Here is a 21,309-nt window from a genome sequence, read left to right on the forward strand (position 1 = left end):
ATGCATGAAAACAAATATTTAACCATTTACCATGACCTCATTTCCCGCATCCGCCGCGGAGAATGGAAGGCGTACGACAAGCTGCCATCAGAACACGAGCTCGCCGCCCGATATGAGACGTCGCGCGAGACGATTCGCAAAGCGCTCAATTTATTGTCCGAGCACGGCTATATCCAAAAAATGAAAGGGAAAGGATCCATCGTCCTTGACGTCGGCAAATATGACTTCCCCGTATCCGGATTGGTCAGCTTTAAAGAACTGGCGCAGACGATGAAGCAGCCGGTGCGGACGACCGTGCATGAACTGGCGATCATCAAACCGGATAACGAGCTCAAGCAGCAGCTGCGCGCCTCAAGCAAAGACGAAGTGTGGAAAGTCGTGCGCGTTCGGGAAATTGGCGGAGAGCGGATTATTTTGGATAAGGATTTCTTTTTGAAAAAGCATGTGCCGCTATTGACGAAAGAGATTTGCGAAGACTCGATCTATGAATACTTGGAAACGAAGCTGCATTTGCCCATCAGCTTTGCCAAAAAGGAAATGTCCATTGATGGGGCGACGGACGAGGATCGCCGCTATTTGGACTTAAACGGCGATGACCGCGTCGTGGTCGTAAAAAACTACGTGTACTTAAGCGATGCCACGCTGTTTCAATATACGGAATCGCGGCATCGGTTGGATAAGTTTCGTTTCGTTGATTTTGCCCGTCGGAAATGACAACGTTGGGGAAGCCGGTTCGAGAGAGGCCACGCTGCAAACCGCAGCGCGGCTTTTTTGTTTGCCCCTCTTTCTGCGGTGAACAAACCACTTGCATAAGTAAAACTATGTTCTAAATGATCAATGAAAATCATAAAAAAACTATATTATGGCTATCCTTCTTGGTAACAACAGTACGTGAAGGGGGCGCCGACGTGGAAGGAACATGGTGGTCTCTGTTGCCTTTTTTGCTCATCATTCCATTGGCAATATGGTTGAAAGAAATTTTGCCCGGCCTTGTGGCGGGATTGCTTATTGGGGCGTTTTGCCTTGAGTGGTCGGCTGTTGGCGCGATTGAGCGCGCCGTTTCCGCCATACTTCACGCTCTTACGGATTCGGAACATATGAAAGTGGCGGCGTTTTTATATTTGTTCGGCTCTCTTGTCGGCATGATGCAAATTACCGGCGGGATCAAAGGGTTTGTTGAAATGCTTTCCGGCCGCATCCGCTCGAAGCGGGGGCTTTTGTTGTTTGTTTGGCTGACAGTGCCGGTGACGTTTTTTATGCCGATGTTTCGCATTATGCTCCTTGGACCGGTGATGAAAGCGGTTCTTCGCCAATTTCGCATCGACCGCCGCCGTATGGCGTATATGATCGATGTCTCAACCGAACCCATCATCGTGCTTTTGCCAGCGGCAACGGCGTTTGTCGGCTTTATGACTTCTGTTGTCGCCGCGGCGCTGGCGCAAAATGACATTGCTGAATCGCCGTATGACGTGTTTGTGCGCAGCCTGCCGTACAACTTGTTTGCCATTGTCGCTCTGGCCGTCGGGTTGCTGACGACGATGTTGAACGTCCGGATCGGCAAATCGCGGGCGAAAAAAGGAGAAGGGGAAACGAATGAACTGCACGGGCTCGGGTTGCGCAAGGAGCTGGCGCTGATCAGCGGAGAGCCGCTTCATTTATTCGTTCCGTTGGCGCTCTTGCTCGGCTTGACGTTTGCCTTTTTTGTCTATGACGGTCGGCGGCGCGGAGCAAGCCGTTGGCTTGAGGCGTTTTCGGCAGCCGATGCGACATGGGCGATGCTGTTGGCGTTGTTTGTGACCATCCTTTTGTCGATGACATTTTATTTGTGGCGCCGACAATCACTTTCAGAGCTGACGTACCATTTTTTTGCCGGGGGTAACGAAATGATGGCGCCGATCGGCATGCTTGTTCTTGTCTGGGCGGTTTCATCCGTAGCAGGGGAGCTTGGATTTGCGGATTACGTCTCGTCAACGTTCGGCACATGGCTTCCAGGTGCACTCGTGCCAGCAGCTGTGTTTTTGGCCGGATCCTTTCTGTCGTATTTTATCGGTTCCTCATGGGGAACGTGGGGCATTTTCATGCCGCTTGGCGTCACGCTTGCGCATGCGACCGGAGCGCCGATTGAGGTGACGGTCGGCGCTGTATTTGCGAGCGGAACGTTTGGCGCCTTTGCTTCTCCGCTTGGTGATACGACGATTACAACCGCAGCCATTATGGATATGGACTTGATGAGCTATGCGAAATATAAACTGCGCATCTCTCTCCTTTGCGCCGGCGCGTCGCTCGTTGGATACGTTCTTTTGCCGCTTTGGATGCCATGAACCAGCGGAACGCGCCGCCGACCAGTCTTTTTCAGGATTCCCAATACGTGAACAGGTCGGGATGCTCACTGTCCCTACTTTTTAGAAGAATAAACAATGTTCTAAATAATCAATAAAACCAACCATTGAAAACACAAACAAATCAGAGTATCATAAAAACAACATACTGACTAGTTGGTAGCTACAAATCCAACTTGGTCACGTCCGATGTTCCCAAACGAATGTTTGTAGGCGAAAGAGGCAAAAAAGCAAGAAAGGAAGAGAGAGAAATGAAGACGCACATCATTACCGTCAACCCACGCTTTTGTGAAACTGATGCGCTCGGACATTTAAGTAACATCAGTTATTTTATTTATTTGGAAGAAGCGCGCACCCGCCTGTTTGATGAATTGCGTTACGGCGGACGAACGCACGACTGGCATTTTATTTTAGCGTCCACCAAGTGTGATTTTGTCAACCAAGGATTTTTCGGACGACGATTGCGCGTAGAAACCAATGTCTCTCGGATCGGCAATAAAAGCTTTCAATGCATTCACCGCATCATGGAAGAGGAAACAGGAAGATTGATCGCCATCGGAGAAGCAGCCGTTGTCCATTTCAATTTCCAAACCCAAACGAGCGAACCGTTGCCTGATGACTTGCGGACCATGCTTGCTGAATACCTTGTGCCGTCCGTCGAGGAAACGATTTCACCGTCATCGTGCAAAAAAAGGGAGTGAATATCATCCGCCTGTACGGCTGATTTTTCATTTTCAACTTTCCCGCGTTTTTTTGGACCGAACCGCCGGAGGTGACATACTTTGTAAATAAAACGAAATGGCGGAAAGGGGGAACAAACATGACCATTCACGCTGCGATCGGCAATGCGGTGTATACATGCCGTGGAGAGCTCGAGACGTACTTTCAGCCGTTTCGCGAAGGAACGATCGGCCGCCTTCAACCGTTTTCCACCCCGTTTGGCGAACAACGGCTTATTTACGCCGACTGGACAGCCAGCGGACGGCTGTACCGACCGATTGAAGAGAAACTAACGCACGAGCTTGGCCCATTTGTCGGCAATACGCATACAGAATCCAATGTAACCGGGACAAAAACGACGCTTGCCTATCGCTATGCAAAAGAAATGATTAAACAGCACGTTCATGCCGGGAAAAACGATGTCTTGATCATGCAAGGCGCCGGGACCACAAGCGCCGTCAACAAGCTGCAGCGTCTGCTTGGCCTGCGAGTGCCGGAACGGTGGAAGCACCGCCTGTCACTTGCTGATGATGAACGACCGATCGTGTTTGTCACTCATATGGAACATCATTCCAATTTATTGCCTTGGGTGGAAACAATCGCAGAGGTGATCACGATTCGACCGACGGCCCATGGCGATGTCGATCTCAACCATTTGCGCGAGTTGTTGGAGCGCTACAAAGACCGGCCGCAAAAGATCGGGGCGTTTACCGCTTGTTCGAACGTTACGGGATTAGAGACGTCATATCATCAAATGGCAAGACTGATGCATGAATACGGCGGTCTTTGCTTTGTCGATTTTGCTGCTTCTGCCCCATATGTCCACATCGATATGCATCCAGACGACCCAATGGAGCAGCTTGACGCCATTTATTTCTCGCCCCATAAGTTCCTCGGGGGGCCGGGAAGCGCCGGCGTGCTTATCTTTGACAGCCGGCTTTATCATCAGCACGCTCCGGATCACCCCGGCGGCGGGACGGTGTATTGGACCGACCCGTGGGGGAACTATGAATACATCCAAGCCATTGAAGAACGCGAAGATGGCGGAACGCCGCCGTTTTGGCAAACCATCAAGGCAGCGTTGGCCATCCAGCTGAAAGAGCAAATGAACGTAAAACAGATGCGCGCCCGCGAAAAAGAACTTGTTTCCCTTCTTTTGCCGTCGTTAAAAAGCACTCCCGGCGTTCGCGTGCTTGAAGGACATCGGGACGACCGTCTTGGCATCATCTCGTTTGTCATAGATGGATTGCATTACAACCTTGTTGTTAAACTGCTGAATGACCGCTTCGGCATTCAAGCGCGCGGAGGCTGTTCCTGCGCCGGACCGTACGGCCACTATTTGCTTGGCATCGACAAGGAACAATCCGCTGCGTTGCTTCAAGAAGTCAAAAACGGCAATCCTCTCGCCAAACCGGGGTGGGTGCGTCTATCGCTCCACCCCACGATGACGAACGAGGAAGTGTATGCCATCATCCACGCCATCCGCCAAATTGTCCGCTATGGCCGCCGCTGGCAAGAAGAATATGAATACGATGCGGCGAAAAACGAGTTCGTTCACCGCAACGATGATCGGTACATCCGGCACTTCTTTCTCTTTTAATCTCCCGTCTGTTCGCTTCATCAGCTGGTTGAGGGCGGAGACAGCCACGTTTCGGTGTATTTTTGTTTTCAGTCCTAGGCAAAACCCGGTACAATAGAGGCATATTGACAAAAAGAAGGGGAGAGCCGATGAATGAATTGTACCATTTGCTTGTACGGACCGATCGGGAACAACAATTGTACGACCAAGCGCGTCGCCTGGCGGAACGGTTTGCGGAAAGGGCGGCGCATGATGACGAACAGGCAACGTTTCCATTTGCCGATTTTGCCGATCTAAAAGAGGCCGGCTTTCTTTCCTTGACTATTCCGATCGAATACGGCGGCCAAGGGGCGACCCTCTATGAGCTTGTGCTCGTACAAGAGACGATCGCCCAAGGTTCTGGGGCAACGGCGTTGTCGTTTGGTTGGCACGCCAGCATTCTCATGCGTCTGTTTTTGCTTCGCCGCTGGCCGGAGCCCATTCTCGCCCGTTTGGCGAATGAAGTCGTTTGCCGCCGCGTGCTCATCAACAGCGCTCATTCCGAACGGGCGACAGGCAGCCCCGCGCGCGGGGGCAAACCAGAAACAACGGCCGTCTTTCGCGATGGCCGCTTTGTGCTTCGCGGGCGAAAAGCCTTTGCGTCACTGGCTCCTGCGCTCGATTACGTCTTAATTTCCGCCACAATGGAAGATGGTCGGGTCGGTGAATTTCTCGTGCCGATGTCTGCTCCAGGCATTCGCATCGAGCCGACGTGGAACACGCTTGGCATGCGGGCGACGCGCAGCGATGATCTTGTTCTTGAAGACGTTGCTGTTGACGAAGAAGCGCTCGTCGAGACGCTCGGAGAAACGAACGAAGCCGCTCCAGCGCAAGGATGGCTGCTGCATGTGCCGGCTTGTTACTTGGGCATCGCCATTGCGGCGCGCAATGAGGCGCTTCGCTTTGCGCAGACGTACCGACCTAATACTCTGCCTCACCCCATCGCCTCGACGCCAGAAGTGCAGCGGAAAATCGCTGAAATGGAATGGCGCCTCACCCATGCGCGTCACTTTCTGTACGCGATCGCTGATTTCTGGGACCGTTATCCAGACAAACGGGTGAAGATGAAAGAGGAGTTGGCAACGGCCAAATTGGTCGCGACCAATACCGCGCTTGAAGTCGTCGATTGGGCGATGCGCATTGTCGGCGGACAAAGCTTGTTTGCTGACAATCCGCTTCAGCGGCATTACCGTGACGTCCGTGCTGGGCTGCACAACCCGCCTGCTGACGACTTGACGCTTCAATGGCTTGCCAGACGGGCATTGTCTCACAACCCACCTGCTCTATAAAACAGAACGGATTCCAGCAACACGAAAAAAGCTGTCCCTGCTTTGTGGGGGACAGCTTTTTTGATGCCAAGCGGTTCGGTTATTCCACCTCAAGCGCCGAACGCAAAAATGCCGGCAAAGCGAAACATTGGCGAAAGATCCCATCGTTCACATATTTCGTGTCATTTGGAATGGTCGTCTGCGCTGGAAAATGGAGCGGTCGTTTCGAGCCGATCGTAAAGCTCCACAACCCTCCTGGATACGTCGGCACCACGGCAGTGTACACAAGCACATGCGGGAACAGTTCGCGAATATTGCGGTACGTCCGCTTCAAAATATCCAGATGGAAAATCGGCGACTGGCTTTGGCAGACCATCAACCCATCCGCTTTCAACGCGCGATGGACGTCGGCGTAAAACTCCGGGGAAAACAAGGCTTCCGCCGGGCCGACTGGGTCGGACGAGTCGATCATAATGACGTCGTAGACGCTTTCCTTCCCTTGCACAAACTTGACGCCGTCATCATAAATAAACCGCACACGCGGATCCGATAGGTTGCCGGAGACGGCTGGCAAATGCTCTTTGCACGCCCGGACAACTTTTTCATCAATTTCCACCATGTCGATGGCTTCAAGATGAGCATATTTCGCCGTCTCACGGGCTGCGCCGCAGTCGCCGCCGCCGATGATGAGCACCCGTTTCGCCTGCGGATGAAACTGCAGCGGTACGTGCGAAATCATTTCGTTATAAATATGGCCGTCAATCGAGGTCGTTTGCACGACGCCATCGAGTACGAGCATGCGGCCGAAATCGTACGAATCCAAAATCATCACATGCTGGTACTCAGACGGCTCGGCAAAAATCACCTCTTTGATACGGTAGCTGATTTTTAAGTTGTCACGATCATCTTCGGTGAGCCAAAGCTCCCCATTGTCCATATGCAAGTAAGGTGGCAAAGCGTTTCCTTCGTGTTTCATTGTGACCTCCTTTAGTCATGCAGATGTTTTCACACCTTTCTAATCTTAATATATTCTGCGCCATGTAGCAAACAAAGGAGATGATCAGCCGGCGCCGGACGTATTCATCCCCGCCGTCCATGTTTGACGACCAGTTTTGTTGTTTCAACGGATGATCGTTCTTGCCGTCACATCCTGCACAAAGGCCGCCCATCGGTTTCGCATCATCCTGCGCCTTTCTTCAGATCGATGCTTCGTTATTGCGTGCCTGCCAAACAGCAAAATAAATCCCCCGACCGAATCAAATGTCGGAGAGCATTGATTGGTTACGCGGCCTCCAAAGCAAAGAACGAAGCGACGCGCGGTCTTCAAGCAAATCGGCGAGCGTATACGCATCCAACACCCGCAAAAACGCTTCTAACGCCTCGTGAAGCGCGAAGCGGAGCCGGCATACCGGTGTCAAGATGCATTCATTGCCGTGAGCGGCAAAACACTCAACAAGTGACAAGTTGTCCTCTGTTTCGCGAACAACCGCACCGATGACGATCTCCTCCGGCCGTTTCGCGAGACGGATTCCGCCGTTGCGCCCACGGATCGTTTCAATATAGCCAAGCTTCCCAAGCTCATGGACGATTTTGCTTAAATGATGCTCTGAAATGGAAAAGGAAGCGGCAATGTCTTTGATGTTCGTTTTTTCTTCTTCATCAAGCGCGCCTAAAAACAAGAGGACGCGCAAGGCGTATTCCGTATAGTTCGTTAACTGCATCGCTATTCACACAACCTTTAAGTGACATTCTTGATTTTATTGTACCACACCTGATTCGAGCGGAGAATTGTGAACAATTTATTAAAGATGTATTTCAAATATTGCTTTTTCCAAGCGCCCATGATTGAATAAAAGATGTATTATAAATACATGTTTTAAAAGGGGATGAAATCATGACAACGACAACGAGATTGCATCCAAAAACGATTGAAATTGTGAAATCAACGGTGCCTATCCTGGAAACACATGGCGAACAAATAACGAAGCGGTTTTATGAGCTCATGTTTTCCAATCATCCTGAATTGCTGAATGTGTTTAACCACGCCAACCAAAAGCAAGGGCGGCAGCAACGCGCCTTGGCCGCAGCCGTGTATGCAGCGGCGCGCTATATCGATCAGCTTGATGCTATTTTGCCGGTTGTACGGCAAATTGGCCATAAACACCGCAGCTTAGGAATCAAACCAGAACAATACCCGATCGTCGGAAAGCATTTGTTGCTGGCGATCAAAGACGTGCTTGGCGACGCCGCCACCGACGAAGTGATTGCAGCTTGGGCGGAAGCATACGAAGCCATTGCAGCCATTTTCATTCAAGTGGAAAAAGAGCTTTACGACGAGGCCGCAGCCAAATTCGGCGGCTGGCGTGACTTCCGCCGCTTTATCATCGCGAAAAAGGTGAAAGAAAGCGATGTCATCACCTCGTTCTATTTGAAGCCGGAAGACGGCAAGGCCATCAGCGATTATTTGCCGGGTCAATACGTGAGCGTCAAACTGTCGATTCCGGGCGAGACGTATACGCACATTCGTCAATACAGCTTATCGGATGCTCCAGGAAAAGGGTATTACCGCATCAGCGTCAAACGGGAAGCAGCCACAGCGGATAAACCAGCTGGCATCGTTTCCAACTATTTGCATGATCATGTCCAAGAGGGCGATGTGCTTGAATTAAGCGCTCCAGCTGGTGAGTTTACGCTTGATTTGTCCAAAACGACGCCGGTTGTGTTCATCAGCGGCGGCGTCGGCATCACACCGCTGTTAAGCATGGCGCACACGTTGGCCATCCAACAGCCGAACCGTCCGGCCACTTTCATCCATGCCGCCATCAACGGCCGCGTGCACGCGTTTGATGAGGAGCTTCGGATGTTGGCAGAACGCCCTTCATTTTCTTATCATATTTGTTATGAATCGCCGTCCGACGAGGACCGCCGCCATCCGCATTTTGGCAAAGAAGGGCGGATTGACCTTGCATGGATGCAATCGGTGATCCCGGTGAAAAACGCAGACTTTTACTTCTGCGGCCCGGTGCCGTTTATGAAAACCGTCTATCATGCCCTCCAACAATGGGGGGTGCCAGAAGAGCACATCCATTACGAATTTTTCGGTCCGGCCGGCGATTTGACGAAAGACTGAGAGAAGGGTTTCGCCTCTAGAAGGTCGGTGAAAAACCGCTGTTTGCCTCGATCGGCGATTGAACGCGTGAACATAGAGGCTGATGCAACAAATTTTTTCTACTTGAGAAACAATTCCGAGAAACGGTTGCGCGAGTAAATCACCAGCCTCCTAGGCATCTTCCATACACAAGGGAGATGCCTGTTGTTATCTTCCCTGTTGGCAAGTTTACGAATTTTTTGTATGATGAATGGCAAGGAAAAGCAAGAAAAGGGAGAGACAATGTATGACGACATTTCGCCAACATCGCTGGCAATCATTTTTGCAAGGTTACGAGCAACGCGCTCGAATCCTTATTTCCTGCCCCGATCGCCCGGGCATCGTCGCGGCGGTGACGTCGTTTCTGTACGAACAAGGGGCCAATATCGTTGAATCGAGCCAATACTCGACTGACCCTGAGGGAGGGACGTTTTTTTTCCGCTTGGAGTTCGACTGTCCGAACATCGCCAAGCGAAAAGAAGAGATCGAGGCGGCGTTCGCCCCGATCGCTGCTGAATTTCAGATGCGTTGGCAGCTTCGGTTGCACAACGATATTCGGCGGATCGCGATTTTTGTCTCCAAAGCCGAGCATTGTCTGCTGGAGCTTCTTTGGCAATGGCAGGCGGGAGAGCTGATCGCCGACATCCCCCTTGTTATCAGCAACCATCCCGACTTGCGCGAGACGGTCGAGTCGTTTGGCATCCCGTATGTGCATATTCCGGTGACGAAAGAAACGAAAGCGGACGCCGAAGCTGAACAAATCCGTCTGCTTCGCGACTATCAGATCGACACGATCGTGCTCGCCCGCTACATGCAAATTTTGTCGTCGGCGTTTGTCGCTGAATTCCCGGGACGGATCATCAACATCCACCACTCGTTTTTACCCGCCTTTATTGGCGCGCGTCCGTATGAGCGGGCGTATGAGCGCGGCGTCAAATTGATCGGGGCGACATCGCATTACGTCACTGATGATTTGGATGAAGGACCGATTATTGAACAAGATGTCGCCCGTGTGGATCACCGCCATCATCCCGACGACTTAAAGCGCATCGGTCGACTGATTGAAAAAACGGTGCTCGCTCGAGCGCTTCGGTGGCATTTGGAAGACCGAGTCATCATCCACGAAAACAAAACGATCGTGTTTTATTGAGACCAAGCGGGAGGGGATTTTTCCTTTCCCGCATGGTATAATGAAGACAAACAGGATTTCGCCGCCCAAAGAGCGAATTTTCATCTGTAGGGAAGGAGGGAAAAAGTCTATGGGAGAAAAACGGACGCCGAGCGGTTTTCTGTTAAAACAACGTGCGTTTTTAAAATTGTATTTGATTACGCTCACCGAACAAGAGCGGCTCTACGGGCTGAAGCTGCTTGATGTATTGCGCCAAGAGTTCAAGCCGTTTGGCTACCGTCCGAACCACTCCGAAGTGTACAAGGCGCTGCACGATTTGATCGAAGACGGCATTTTAAAACAAGTCAAACAAAAAAAGGAAGGAATGAAATACCAAGAAGTCGTCTACTATCGGTTTGCTGAGGGCGGGCAGGAAAAGGCGAAGCTGTACAAACGCCAGCTGAAGGCGGAGCTTGATCGGTGCGCGGCGCTCATTCGCAAGGCAATTGAGGACAACTTCGGTTGAGAGCGCCTCGTTTTTTCTTTATTTATCGATTTACATAACATATTTATCGTTTTCTCTTTGCGCAGCAACAGGCGATTTAGTAGAATGAGAGGGGAAAATCACAGCAGAGAGGTACGACACAATGATGAAATCATGGCCGTGGGCTGTTAAGGAAGAAATGGAGAAACGGAAAGAACAGTTCCGCCGCGATCCGGATCGCTCATTGATCGGGACGGGCGGATATACCGCGGAAGACGAAGCGATCGTGCATGACGCCGCCGTTGCGCTTGCGCTCGGAAAAAACGTCCTCTTAAAAGGACCAACCGGATCAGGAAAGACGCGCCTTGCCGAAACATTATCCGCCCTATTCGGGCAACCGATGCACAGCATCAACTGCTCCATCGACCTCGATGCCGAGGCGTTGCTTGGGTTTAAGACAATCGTGCATAAAAACGGCCAGGCGGTGATCGAGTACGTGCCCGGACCCGTCATCCAAGCGATGACAAAAGGACATTTGCTATACATTGACGAAATTAATATGGCGAAACCGGAAACGCTGCCGATTTTAAACAGTGTGCTTGACTACCGACGGCGGCTCACCAATCCGCTGACTGGCGATATCGTACAGGCGAAACCAACGTTTGGCGTCATCGCCGCGATCAATGAAGGCTATATTGGCACTGTACCGCTCAATGAGGCCCTGAAAAACCGGTTCGTCGTCATCAATGTGCCGTATGTGCAAGGGGAAACATTAAAATCGGTATTGTTGGCGCAAACTACATTAACGGATGAAACGTTGATCGATCGCTTTGTCGCGTTGTCGGCGGATCTGCTTGCCCAGGTGCGAAACGGACAAATCGCCGAGGAAGCGGCTTCGGTGCGCGCTTTGTTGGATGCGTGCGATTTGGCGGCATACATGCCGCCATTGCGGGCCATTGAACGAAGCATCATCGATAAGCTTGACGATGAACGGGAACGGACGGCGGTGCGCAACATCGCCGAAACGTGGTTTGACGAATAGGAGGCGGCGCATGGAACGATTTATGATGTTCAATGACCGGACGATCGATTCGTTTTTGGTCATGCAGCTTGCCGATCTTGCTCAAACACTCGCACGCAGCCGTCATTGGAAGGTGGAATTCGCCGCCCATTCCGGCGTGCATCCCAATCGGCGGATCCTTTACGTCAGCCAATTGTGGGATGGATATCCGCCGCCAAACAAAGAGGCGGCGATGAAAAGCGATGTCGTGTTGCGCCTGGTCGGCACGTATCGGCACACCGACCGATTGGCGGTCCGCTCCTTCCGCCGGACGGCTGACCCCCACCCGTTCTCAAAGCTTTCAAAGCAGTTGTTCACCTTTGCGGAAGATCTTCGCTTGGAAACCATCTGTGAACAAGAGCGGCCAGGGGTGAAGCGATGGTTCCGCATGCGCCGCCGTCTTTACCGCCACTATTTCCTTCAGCAATGGCAGGCAAATCGGACGCGCGGCGCTTGGGCGGATCAGTTTTTGGCCGCCATGTATTTGCGGCTTACGGCCGATTCGCCGCTTGATGACGCGCCGCTGGCTCCAATGGCCGATGAGACGGTGCAAATGCGCCTCGAAACGCTATGGCCGCAATGTTTCGATGTTTCTTCAACAGCGGAGGCAGCCGATTGGACATGGGCGGTGATCGACTTGATGGAAGGCGTGCTGCCGCAGGACATGATCAACACCTACACGTCGCTGCCGATCGTGGAGGATGAGGGGGAGGAGGCCGCCACGACGCTACAAGATCTCAAGAGGACCGATCCATTGGAAAACAGCGACGTGCTTTCGGACGCAGACGGCGAAGCCAAGCGGCAAGTGTTGCCGACGTGGCATCGGGAAACGAGCCGAACAGGCGGGAGCTTCCTCCGTTTTGAGCTCGAACGAGGCAGCCGCACCAGCATGCTTGGCGACGGAGCGCGGCCCGGTGGCGACCATGACCAGGCGCTCGCCATCGTCCAAGGAATATCCCGTCCGACAGAAAAAAACGAGTACGGCTTGGAGGCGCAAACGGTTCTTAGCGAAACGCCGCCATTTGGCAGCGGCGCGCCATATGGCGAAGTGAATCGCCAAGCGAAGCTCGTGCTTCTTCCCCCTTCACCGCCAAGTCCTGCACACCTTGTACAATATCACGCCAAACAGGCGGTGGTGGCGCCGTACCGAAAACGGCTTGTACGCATCATGGAACGATGGCTCGAGCGCGAGCGCTCCGCTTGGCGCACCAATTTGCCCGCTGGACGGCTCCGCAAACAGTTAGTGCCGTTTTTCACCGACGAGCGGCCGCGTCTGTTTTACAAAAAAGGCGAGCCAGCGCGGCGGTTTGATGCCGTCTTCGGCTTGCTTGTCGATTGCTCGGCTTCGATGTATGACAAAATGGAAGAGACGAAAACCGGGCTCGTTCTTTGCCATGAAGTGCTGAAAACGTTGCGCGTGCCGCACCAAATTGTCGGATTTTGGGAAGATGCGAACGAAGCGACCGCCTCTCGGCAGCCGAACTATTTGCAGCTGGCGGTCGCATTCCATCGCTCGCTCGAACGGTCAAGCGGCGCAGCGATCCTGCAGCTTGAACCGCATGAAGACAATCGCGATGGGTTGGCCATTCGCTGGATGACAGAACAGCTTCTCAAGCGCCCCGAAGCGCAAAAGGTGCTGCTCGTCTTTTCCGATGGCGAGCCAGCCGCCTATGGCTATGAACAAAACGGCATCATCGATACACACGAAGCAGTCGTTGAAGCGCGCCGCCGAGGCATTGAGGTCGTCAATCTCTTTTTAGGCCCTGGGGCCGACGATGAGCAGACGCGGCGGACAATTGAAAACATCTATGGCCGCTTCCGCGTCTTTGTGCCGCATGCAGGCGAGCTGCCGGATCGGCTGCTTCCGCTTTTAAAAATGTGGTTGCAAAAAAGTTTGTGAGAAAAAGGATGGGACGCGATGATCAAACTATTCACCGACAGCGATTTAGACGGCATCGGCTGTGGATTGCTCGCGAAGCTGGCGTTTGTCGAAGTGAACATTTCGTTTTGCTCCTACCGTAATTTGGATGAGCGGGTCACTCAGTTTTTGCAAAGTGATGAGGCCAATGGCGCCATGTTGTTCATCACCGACTTGGCCGTTGGCAAGGAAGTAGAACAGCAACTAGCCGAGCGGGCGGCGCGCGGCGGCCATGTGCAAGTGATCGACCACCACGTGACGGCGCTTCATTTCAATGACTACCCGTGGGGGCGGGTGGTGCCGGTGGGGGATGATGGCAAAAAAACGTGCGCCACCTCGCTCTTTTACGACTATCTCATCCGCGAGGGGAAACTCGCACCAAACGAAACGCTTGATGTGTTCGTCGAGCTCGTCCGCCAATACGACACGTGGGAATGGGAAGAGAAGGGGAATTTACAAGCGAAACGGCTGAATGATTTGTTGACGATTTTCGGGCTTGACGGCTTTTGGGAAACGATGAGCGAGCGGCTCGCTTCCGGTGAACCGTTCGCCTTGACAGAGACGGAAGAGCTGCTTCTCGATATGGAAGAGAAGAAAATTCAGCGCTACATTCGGCAAAAACAAAAACAACTTGTTCAGCGCTGGCTTGGTGACTATTGCATCGGCGTCGTCTTTGCCGAGCGCCATATGTCGGAACTCGGCAATGTGTTATCGAAGCGATTTCCTCATCTCGATTTAATCGCGATGGTCAATATGGGGACAAAGCATATCGGCTTTCGCACGATTCATGATGACGTCAACGTCGCCGAGTTTGCCCAGCAATTCGGCGGCGGCGGCCACCCGAAGGCATCGGGCTGTTTAATCGATGACACGACGTTCCCGCTGTTTGTCGTCGAGACGTTCCCGCTTCTGCCGATATACGGCGATGCAGAGCAAAACCAATGGAACAAAAAAGACGAGGCCGAAGGGGTGTTTTGGACCAATCACCATGGCCAATGGTGGTTGAGCCGCCAAACGGACCAAGGATGGATGTTATACGCCGATGGAGGAGAGGTGCATACATTTCCTGCAGAAGAGATCGGCGAACGCTGGCTGAAGCGGCAGTTTGCCGCTGGCCTTGCCCATGACGCGGCTGTGCTTGCCTTTTTAAGCGAGCGGCTGGGGCAGGATCAAGACGCCATTCAAGCCGACTATCGGGCAGCCGTCAAACAATACAAGCAACAAACCGGCATTGAATCATGATGCCGGTTTTCTTTTCCTAAGAAACTGAACTGTGCTAAGGTCCAACAGCCACATATGCGCAAAAAGAGAAAGGTATTCCGATCTCTTTTAGGATTGGGACACTTTTATTCGTTGCGGAAACACTGAAGAGAAAGTGTTAACATAATTGTAACAGTTTTTGTGTTTAGGAAAAACAGTCTTTGATTATAATAAGTATATAGGGAGGTGAAGACGGTGAAACAGTATGTCTTTTCTTTCTACACAGTTCAAGGGAAAACGATTGTGTGGGAAGAGGCCATTCCGGCATCAGGGATGATGGAAGCCTTCTCAAAAGCTCAACAGCTTCTGGTGAAGCATAAGCAAGAAAAAGGTGTGCCGGTTCGCGTTCGGTACAAAGGCGTCCGCTATCGTCAAACGGATATTGCCTAAACGAAACAAAGGAGAAAGGAATGAGATCATGCGGTCCCTGCAGCTGCCGACGCGCAGTGGGTAACGTGCAGCTTCTTGAGCGAAGATCAAGAGGCTGCACGTTTTTATTGTTTCTCTAGCCGAGGTGTGATATTTCTCGTTTATGAATATGAACGATGGATGTTTTTGTTGCTGTCTCACTATTATAAGATTACTTGGAATTGAAACAATCGTTCGCTTAACTTCCTATAATTTATATTATGTTAACTTATTGTTTTTCCGAAATCTCATGACCTCTTCCCTCAAGTGCCCATAAAATCAATTATCCGGCACTTGTTGGCCTGAGTGCCTCATAACTCGGGGGAACCACGAATTTGTACTCTCCATTTGGAACGTGGGACGATTGTTTCACTCACGCCCTTGGTGACTCCATCCCGCACATATTGGTCCGTATGTTTTATTAGTACACCTTATGCTCTTTAAAATTTGATTTCGTTATTTACAAGGTTTCTCTAATTCCCAATATAACATTCCATCCTTAGCAGAAGTTCTTTTCATTCCTACCTTTTCAAGAACCCTGATCGATGCAACGTTGTCTTCTAAACATTCGGCAATCACTTTCTCTACTTGTCCAGAAGAAAATGCCCAATCAATTAGTGCTTGAACTGCTTCTGTTGCAAAACCTTTATTTTGTCCTTTATTTTGTGCAGCTGGAATGATACCATACCCTATCTCCACTGTCTTTCGGTCATTAGGCTTTCCTTTGAAGCCAATATCGCCGATAACTTGATTATTCTCCCTACGTATGACAAACCAAACACCCCAACCTTTAACGGAAGAATCCCTCTTTAACTGCTCCAAATACATTTCAATATGAGGTCCCATATCATATTGATGGGAAAATTGACAGTAATTCTCTAACGTACATGGAACAATGAATAAACGTTCGGTATTGACTCCCAAAACTCTCTCCCCCTCAAAAAGGTTTCTTATTTGATTTTATCACATCCATTTATTCAAATTATTCAAACATTCTTCAGCATTGACATTGACGTTTGGAGGGGCTAACGTGTCCCTTTGCCGACTAAAGAAATTTGCGAATACGCTGGATTGTAGCAAGATGCAACCCTTCATGGAAAATGGTGCGCACTAACACTTGGGCGATCGTGTGCATGCCGGATTCGGTCGGCGCGAATTCTTCTTCGAGGCGCTCCCCGTACCATTCGCGAATTTTCGTTGGCTGCTCCGCCAATAATTCTTTTAATACAAACAGCGACGGGGGCTTTGTGTGCCACGCGGCCGGGCTGGTGCCGAAGCCAAACCAATCGCGAAAGCCTTCGGGAATCGGGATCGGCTCTTTCGTTACATGCTGAATCCAAAGATATTGGTCTAAATAGACGTGCCCGAGATTCCAACGAATGTTGTTGTTGAATCCTTTTGGCACGATGTCCGCCTCTTCTTCAGTAAGCCCGTCCACTACTCGAAGCAATTCCCTGCGATAATCTTCTAATTGCCGAAACAACACTTCATGCCGTTTTTCCATTTTGCCACCTCGTTCTCGTTTTTCATTTTAGTTCTTTCTACGGATGAATAGCCGAACGATCAACTGATTGACCCGCCCCATTTCGTTTGTGCGCTCATTTGGCTGCAACGCTGGTGGTTTCGTTACTTTGCTTCTTCTTTTTCGACTCGTTTTGGCATATGCTCTTTTTCATACGAATCGTCCTCAGCATTGTCGTGAATCGTTTTTTGCAACACGAACGACAATTCCAAATGATACAACGCTCTGTTGAGGAAGGAAGCGCAAGACGGCTTCCTTCCTCTCGATTAACCCACTTTGATCGCGTTTTTCTCTCCTTGTTGCAGTTGATACATTTGATAATATTTGCCTTTCTTGTTCATCAGTTCGTCATGAGTGCCTCGTTCGACGATCGTGCCGCGGTCTAGCACGAGAATTTGATCGGCATTTCGAATCGTCGATAAACGGTGAGCGATGATAAACGTGGTGCGGCCTTGTTTTAACACATCGAGCGCTTGCTGAATGACCGCTTCCGTTTCCGTATCGATGTTGGCGGTTGCTTCATCGAGCACTAAAATGGCCGGATCGAATGCCAAGGCGCGGGCGAACGAAATGAGCTGGCGCTGCCCGGACGATAACGTGCTTCCTTTTTCAATGACCGGTTCATCAAAACCGTTCGGCAAGCTTTTGAGCCATTGCTCTGCCCCGATGTCGCGAAGCGCTTTTTCGATCGTGCCGCGGGTAATGCACGGATCTTGCAAACTCACATTGGACGCGATCGTGCCGGTGAACAAAAACGGATCTTGCAAAACGATCCCCATATGCTTGCGCAGCATTTGTTTAGGCATCGTTTGAATATCGACTCCATCGATGAGGATGCGCCCTTTTTGAATGTCATAAAAACGGAACAATAGATTCATGATCGAACTTTTCCCGGAGCCGGTATGCCCGACGAGCGCCACCGTCTCTCCTTGCTTGGCCGTGAAAGAGATGTTTTTTAACACATATTCGCCGTCCTTATACCCGAAATACACGTTCTCAAACACGACGTTTCCTTTGTAGCGCGGCATGTCTCCTTCGTACACCTCATCGCCGGGCTCATCGAGAAGCGCAAAGACGCGCTGGGCGGCAACAAGCGACTGTTCTAAGTTCGCCAACTGGTTCACCATCCCGGTCACCGGCTGGAACAAGCGGTTGAGATAATCTACAAACGCGTACAGCACGCCCATAGAAATGGCCTGGCCGCTTAAAGAACCGCCCCCGAAATGCCAAATAAGCGCCACAAATGCCACGTTGCGGAGCACGCCGACTAAGTTATGCGATGTGAGCGCATTTAGGCTCAAAAGCTTATTTTGGTAGGTGAAATAGTCTTGGTTCAGCTCGTCAAACTCGCGCTCCGTTTCCTTTTGTCTGCGAAATGCTTGGATGATGGTCATTCCTTGAATCGACTCGTTAATCATCGCATGAATGTCGCTTAAGCGCGACCGAATGATCTGATTGTATTTCGACGCGTATTTCCGGTACACCTTCATCCATACGGCTAAAATCGGCAAGAGGATGAGGCAGACGGCCGCCAAACGAACATCCAAAAGAAACAGCGCGATAAAAATGCCGGTGATATAGATGCAACTTGTAAAAAACGTCGCCAATACCGTAACGTAGAGCTCGCGAATCGCTTCCGTATCGTTCGTCACCCGCGCGACGATTTTCCCGGCCGGCAAACGATCAAAATAGCGAATCGGCAGACGTTGGATGTGCGCGAAGACGTCTTTGCGCATTTTTTGAATAATGCGATTCGCCGCCATCTGCAAGTAGTAGCGCTGTCCGTATTGAAACGCGGTCGCCGCGACGAGCAGGGCCATGTACAGACCTAATAAGGAAACGATACGGTCAATGTCCGGCCCGTAAAAACGCATGAGCTCTCGAACGGACAACTTTTTGGCTGGATATGAGACCGACTCGTCCCCGCGGCGAATCGTGAGGACGCCGTCTTGGACGGAGCGGTTGCCGTCCAAGGCGACAGCGCGGTCGACAAAATAGTAATGCCGCCCGACTTGCAAAATGCGCACTTCTTTCCCTTTTTCTTCTCCTTGTGCAAAATCGCGCTCCCGCTTATACCATTTCCCTTGATAAAACACGGCGTTATTTCCTTTCGAAGCTTCGTGCCACGGAGACTCGATCCCTAAAATATGCTGGTCAATCACTCGTTTGGCGATCAACGGCCCCGTCAGTTCGGCAGCCACCGAAACCGCCAGCATACACAAGGCGAACACCATCATGTTTTTATAGTGAAGGGCGTAAGCGAATAACCGTTTTCCGACGTTCATAAACCCACCCCGCTTTCTTCTGTCGTCGCTGCGGCTTGTTGGCGGATCCATTGCTCGTAATACCACCCGTTTTGGGCGAGGAGTTGTTCATGCGTGCCTTGTTCGATCACTTTTCCGTCATCTAGCACGAGAATCCAATCGGCATGCTCGATCGCCGATAAACGATGCGTCGTGATGATCGTCGTTTTTCCGCGGCGCTCGCGGCGAATGTTTTCAATAATCGCCGCTTCCGTTTTCGCATCGACAGCGGACAAGGCATCGTCTAAAATTAAAATTTCCGGATTCATAAGCAGCGCGCGGGCGATCGAAAGCCGCTGCTTTTGCCCTCCTGATAGCGCAACCCCTCTTTCCCCGACTAACGTATCGAGCCCTTCAGGAAGCATTTCGATATCGTTGCGGAATGCGGCTAAATCAATCGCTTTCTGGAATTCTTCGTCGGCCGCCTCTTTGCGTCCGAATACAATATTTTCTTTCACCGTTTTCGAAAATAGCACATGGTCTTGCGGCACGTAGCCAATCCATCCTCGCACCTGTTCCATTGGAATTCGCTCGAGCGGAACGCCTGAGACGGTAATGCGCCCTGTTCCTAGCGGATACTCCCGCAGCAATTGCTTCACAAGCGTCGTTTTCCCGCTCCCTGTTCGCCCTACGATGCCGAGCGTTTGCCCGCGCCGAAGCGTGAACGAGATGTTCGCTAAATTAGGGACGCTTGATGACGGATAGCGAAACCCGACTTGATCAAACACAATCGATTCGGGGATCTCAACCGATTGCGGCTCGGGATGATTCTGCACATCCGGAACGTAGGCGAGCGTTTCATTCACGCGATCGAGAGAAGCGTTGCCGCGCTGCATCACGTTCATGAGCTCGCCGATGGCAAACATCGGCCAAATCATCATGCCTAAATAAACGTTGAACGAAACGAGTTCGCCGAGCGTTATTTCTTGATGGAACACTAAGTATGCCCCGTACCCTAATCCGATTAAATAGCTCAGGCCCACTAGCAGTTTAATCGTTGGATCAAAGAGCGAATCGATTTGCGCGACTTTCATATTTTTTTGATACACGTCTTCCGTCAGCGCTTGAAATCTCGCTTCATCCGCTTTTTCCTGCACATAAGCGCGAATGACGCGCACGCCCGAAATCGATTCGAGCACATAATCGTTCATGTCGCCAAATGCATCTTGCGCTTTTGTAAAGCGTTCGTGAATTTGTTTTCCGTACAGATTCATCGCTGCCGCCATCACAGGCAGCGGCAGCACCGCCGCAAACGTCAGCTTCCAACTGATCGACAGGCCCATCGTGAATAAAATGACGAGCATGAACGCGCTTGAATCCACAAGCGTTAAAATACCGAATCCGGCCGTATTAGCGATCGCTTTTAAGTCGTTCGTCGCCCGCGCCATTAAATCGCCGGTGCGATTGTTTTCATAAAACGTCGGCGTCATTTTGAGTAAATGTTTCATCAAGCGGGAACGCATGCTTCGCTCTAATAAAAACGCGCCCCCGAACAGCTGATACATCCATATATAGTTCACGCCGTAAATGAATACCGTCAGCCCCATAAGCCCTCCGGCATATGCGATCAGCTTCTCCTTGGTGAAGCCGTCCGAATGTATATCGTCAATCGCGATTCCTAGCAACTTGGGCGGAATCGTTTCGAACAGGCCCCCCAACATTAAAAAGACAATGGCGATGACATATCGCTTCCAATGTTGCTTGAAAAACGAACGAAGCTTCCATAATACCGAAAACATATGGTGGACTCAACTCCTTTATCGTTCAATGATCATCTAACCGCTCTCCATCTCTCCGGCTGGCAATGTGAACGGTGTCCATCTCATTTTCATTTTGTCTTCCTCCCTTAAAAATTGTAGATTGCAAGCTTAAAACAATCGGTAAACGGAGCATTTCCGGTCCATCATTTCTTCTTCCACTTGCCGGATGAGCTGCTCCTGTTTGATTTCCTCCATCGTCCATGTCCGTCGCTCGATGGTAATGGTCACAAACAACAAATGGATCGTCATCGTCCCTCACCCCCTTTCATAAATAAAAGCCGCGGGTTCCCTGGAGTTCCCGCGGCGCAACAGCAGAAAAAAGCCGCAGGAAAGCGACTCCTGCGGCGCAAAAACGCAAAAAAGCCGCAGGAAAAAAACGATCTCCTTCCCGCG

The 21,309-nt window shown here is 51.1% G+C and carries 19 protein-coding genes; 12 read left to right on the forward strand and 7 right to left on the reverse strand.

Features of this window, described 5'->3' with window-relative positions:
• The 5 genes from treR to N685_RS0114465 all read left to right on the forward strand — a co-directional run bounded on the left by treR (position 1) and on the right by N685_RS0114465 (position 5,966).
• Positions 1-714: a trehalose operon repressor gene (gene treR / locus N685_RS0114445; protein WP_031409483.1), complete on the forward strand. Its 714-nt coding sequence runs from the start codon at positions 1-3 to the stop codon at positions 712-714.
• A 194-nt stretch (positions 715-908) separates the two neighbouring features.
• Complete coding sequence (locus tag N685_RS0114450) at positions 909-2,321, forward strand: Na+/H+ antiporter NhaC family protein (RefSeq protein ID WP_031409486.1); 1,413 nt, start codon at positions 909-911, stop codon at positions 2,319-2,321.
• Between the two features lie 269 nt (positions 2,322-2,590).
• Complete coding sequence (locus N685_RS0114455) at positions 2,591-3,040, forward strand: acyl-CoA thioesterase (protein ID WP_031409488.1); 450 nt, start codon at positions 2,591-2,593, stop codon at positions 3,038-3,040.
• A gap of 119 nt (positions 3,041-3,159) precedes the next feature.
• Entirely contained in the window at positions 3,160-4,659 is a 1,500-nt protein-coding gene (locus tag N685_RS0114460; RefSeq protein ID WP_031409490.1) for an aminotransferase class V-fold PLP-dependent enzyme, read from the forward strand.
• Positions 4,660-4,787: 128 nt separating this feature from the next.
• Entirely contained in the window at positions 4,788-5,966 is a 1,179-nt protein-coding gene (locus N685_RS0114465) for an acyl-CoA dehydrogenase family protein (RefSeq protein ID WP_031409492.1), read from the forward strand.
• A gap of 79 nt (positions 5,967-6,045) precedes the next feature.
• Here N685_RS0114465 and speE read toward each other — a convergent pair whose 3' ends face one another.
• Together speE and nsrR are read right to left on the reverse strand one after the other, a co-directional pair.
• On the reverse strand, positions 6,046-6,921 hold the full coding sequence (speE, locus tag N685_RS0114470) for a polyamine aminopropyltransferase (protein WP_031409494.1): 876 nt from the start codon (positions 6,919-6,921) through the stop codon (positions 6,046-6,048).
• A gap of 280 nt (positions 6,922-7,201) precedes the next feature.
• Entirely contained in the window at positions 7,202-7,666 is a 465-nt protein-coding gene (nsrR, locus tag N685_RS0114475; protein ID WP_031409496.1) for a nitric oxide-sensing transcriptional repressor NsrR, read from the reverse strand.
• 173 nt (positions 7,667-7,839) lie between these two features.
• Here nsrR and hmpA point away from each other — a divergent pair, with 173 nt between their 5' ends.
• From hmpA to N685_RS0114510, 7 genes are all read left to right on the forward strand, one after another.
• Positions 7,840-9,075, forward strand: coding sequence for an NO-inducible flavohemoprotein (gene hmpA, locus N685_RS0114480; protein ID WP_031409498.1), 1,236 nt, complete (start codon positions 7,840-7,842; stop codon positions 9,073-9,075).
• Positions 9,076-9,340: 265 nt separating this feature from the next.
• Positions 9,341-10,243, forward strand: coding sequence for a formyltetrahydrofolate deformylase (gene purU / locus N685_RS0114485; protein ID WP_031409500.1), 903 nt, complete (start codon positions 9,341-9,343; stop codon positions 10,241-10,243).
• A 109-nt stretch (positions 10,244-10,352) separates the two neighbouring features.
• Entirely contained in the window at positions 10,353-10,727 is a 375-nt protein-coding gene (locus N685_RS0114490) for a helix-turn-helix transcriptional regulator (protein ID WP_011231227.1), read from the forward strand.
• 124 nt (positions 10,728-10,851) lie between these two features.
• On the forward strand, positions 10,852-11,727 hold the full coding sequence (locus tag N685_RS0114495; protein ID WP_031409502.1) for an ATP-binding protein: 876 nt from the start codon (positions 10,852-10,854) through the stop codon (positions 11,725-11,727).
• A gap of 10 nt (positions 11,728-11,737) precedes the next feature.
• Positions 11,738-13,645: a vWA domain-containing protein gene (locus tag N685_RS0114500; RefSeq protein WP_031409504.1), complete on the forward strand. Its 1,908-nt coding sequence runs from the start codon at positions 11,738-11,740 to the stop codon at positions 13,643-13,645.
• An 18-nt stretch (positions 13,646-13,663) separates the two neighbouring features.
• Positions 13,664-14,905: a DHH family phosphoesterase gene (locus N685_RS0114505; RefSeq protein ID WP_031409506.1), complete on the forward strand. Its 1,242-nt coding sequence runs from the start codon at positions 13,664-13,666 to the stop codon at positions 14,903-14,905.
• Between the two features lie 213 nt (positions 14,906-15,118).
• Positions 15,119-15,313 (forward strand): hypothetical protein, encoded by a 195-nt coding sequence (locus N685_RS0114510; RefSeq protein ID WP_031409508.1) that lies wholly within the window; start codon positions 15,119-15,121, stop codon positions 15,311-15,313.
• A 474-nt stretch (positions 15,314-15,787) separates the two neighbouring features.
• On the opposite strand, the gene N685_RS0114515 is transcribed toward N685_RS0114510, so the two are convergent.
• The 5 genes from N685_RS0114515 to N685_RS19160 form a co-directional block, all read right to left on the reverse strand.
• Positions 15,788-16,255, reverse strand: coding sequence for a GNAT family N-acetyltransferase (locus N685_RS0114515; RefSeq protein ID WP_031409509.1), 468 nt, complete (start codon positions 16,253-16,255; stop codon positions 15,788-15,790).
• Positions 16,256-16,376: 121 nt separating this feature from the next.
• On the reverse strand, positions 16,377-16,835 hold the full coding sequence (locus N685_RS0114520; RefSeq protein ID WP_031409511.1) for a DinB family protein: 459 nt from the start codon (positions 16,833-16,835) through the stop codon (positions 16,377-16,379).
• 284 nt (positions 16,836-17,119) lie between these two features.
• Positions 17,120-19,138 carry an ABC transporter ATP-binding protein gene (locus N685_RS0114530; RefSeq protein ID WP_031409513.1) on the reverse strand — a complete coding sequence of 673 codons (2,019 nt, stop codon included), beginning with the start codon at positions 19,136-19,138 and terminating at the stop codon, positions 17,120-17,122.
• Positions 19,135-20,895: an ABC transporter ATP-binding protein gene (locus N685_RS0114535; protein ID WP_031409515.1), complete on the reverse strand. Its 1,761-nt coding sequence runs from the start codon at positions 20,893-20,895 to the stop codon at positions 19,135-19,137. The genes N685_RS0114530 and N685_RS0114535 overlap by 4 nt, the downstream gene beginning before the upstream one ends.
• Positions 20,896-21,024: 129 nt before the next feature.
• A complete protein-coding gene (locus N685_RS19160) occupies positions 21,025-21,165 on the reverse strand; it encodes a YrzI family small protein (RefSeq protein WP_071880190.1) in 141 nt (46 codons plus the stop codon).
• Positions 21,166-21,309: the final 144 nt, after the last annotated feature.

The sequence above is a fragment of the Geobacillus vulcani PSS1 genome, assembly GCF_000733845.1.
Lineage (GTDB): Bacteria > Bacillota > Bacilli > Bacillales > Anoxybacillaceae > Geobacillus > Geobacillus vulcani.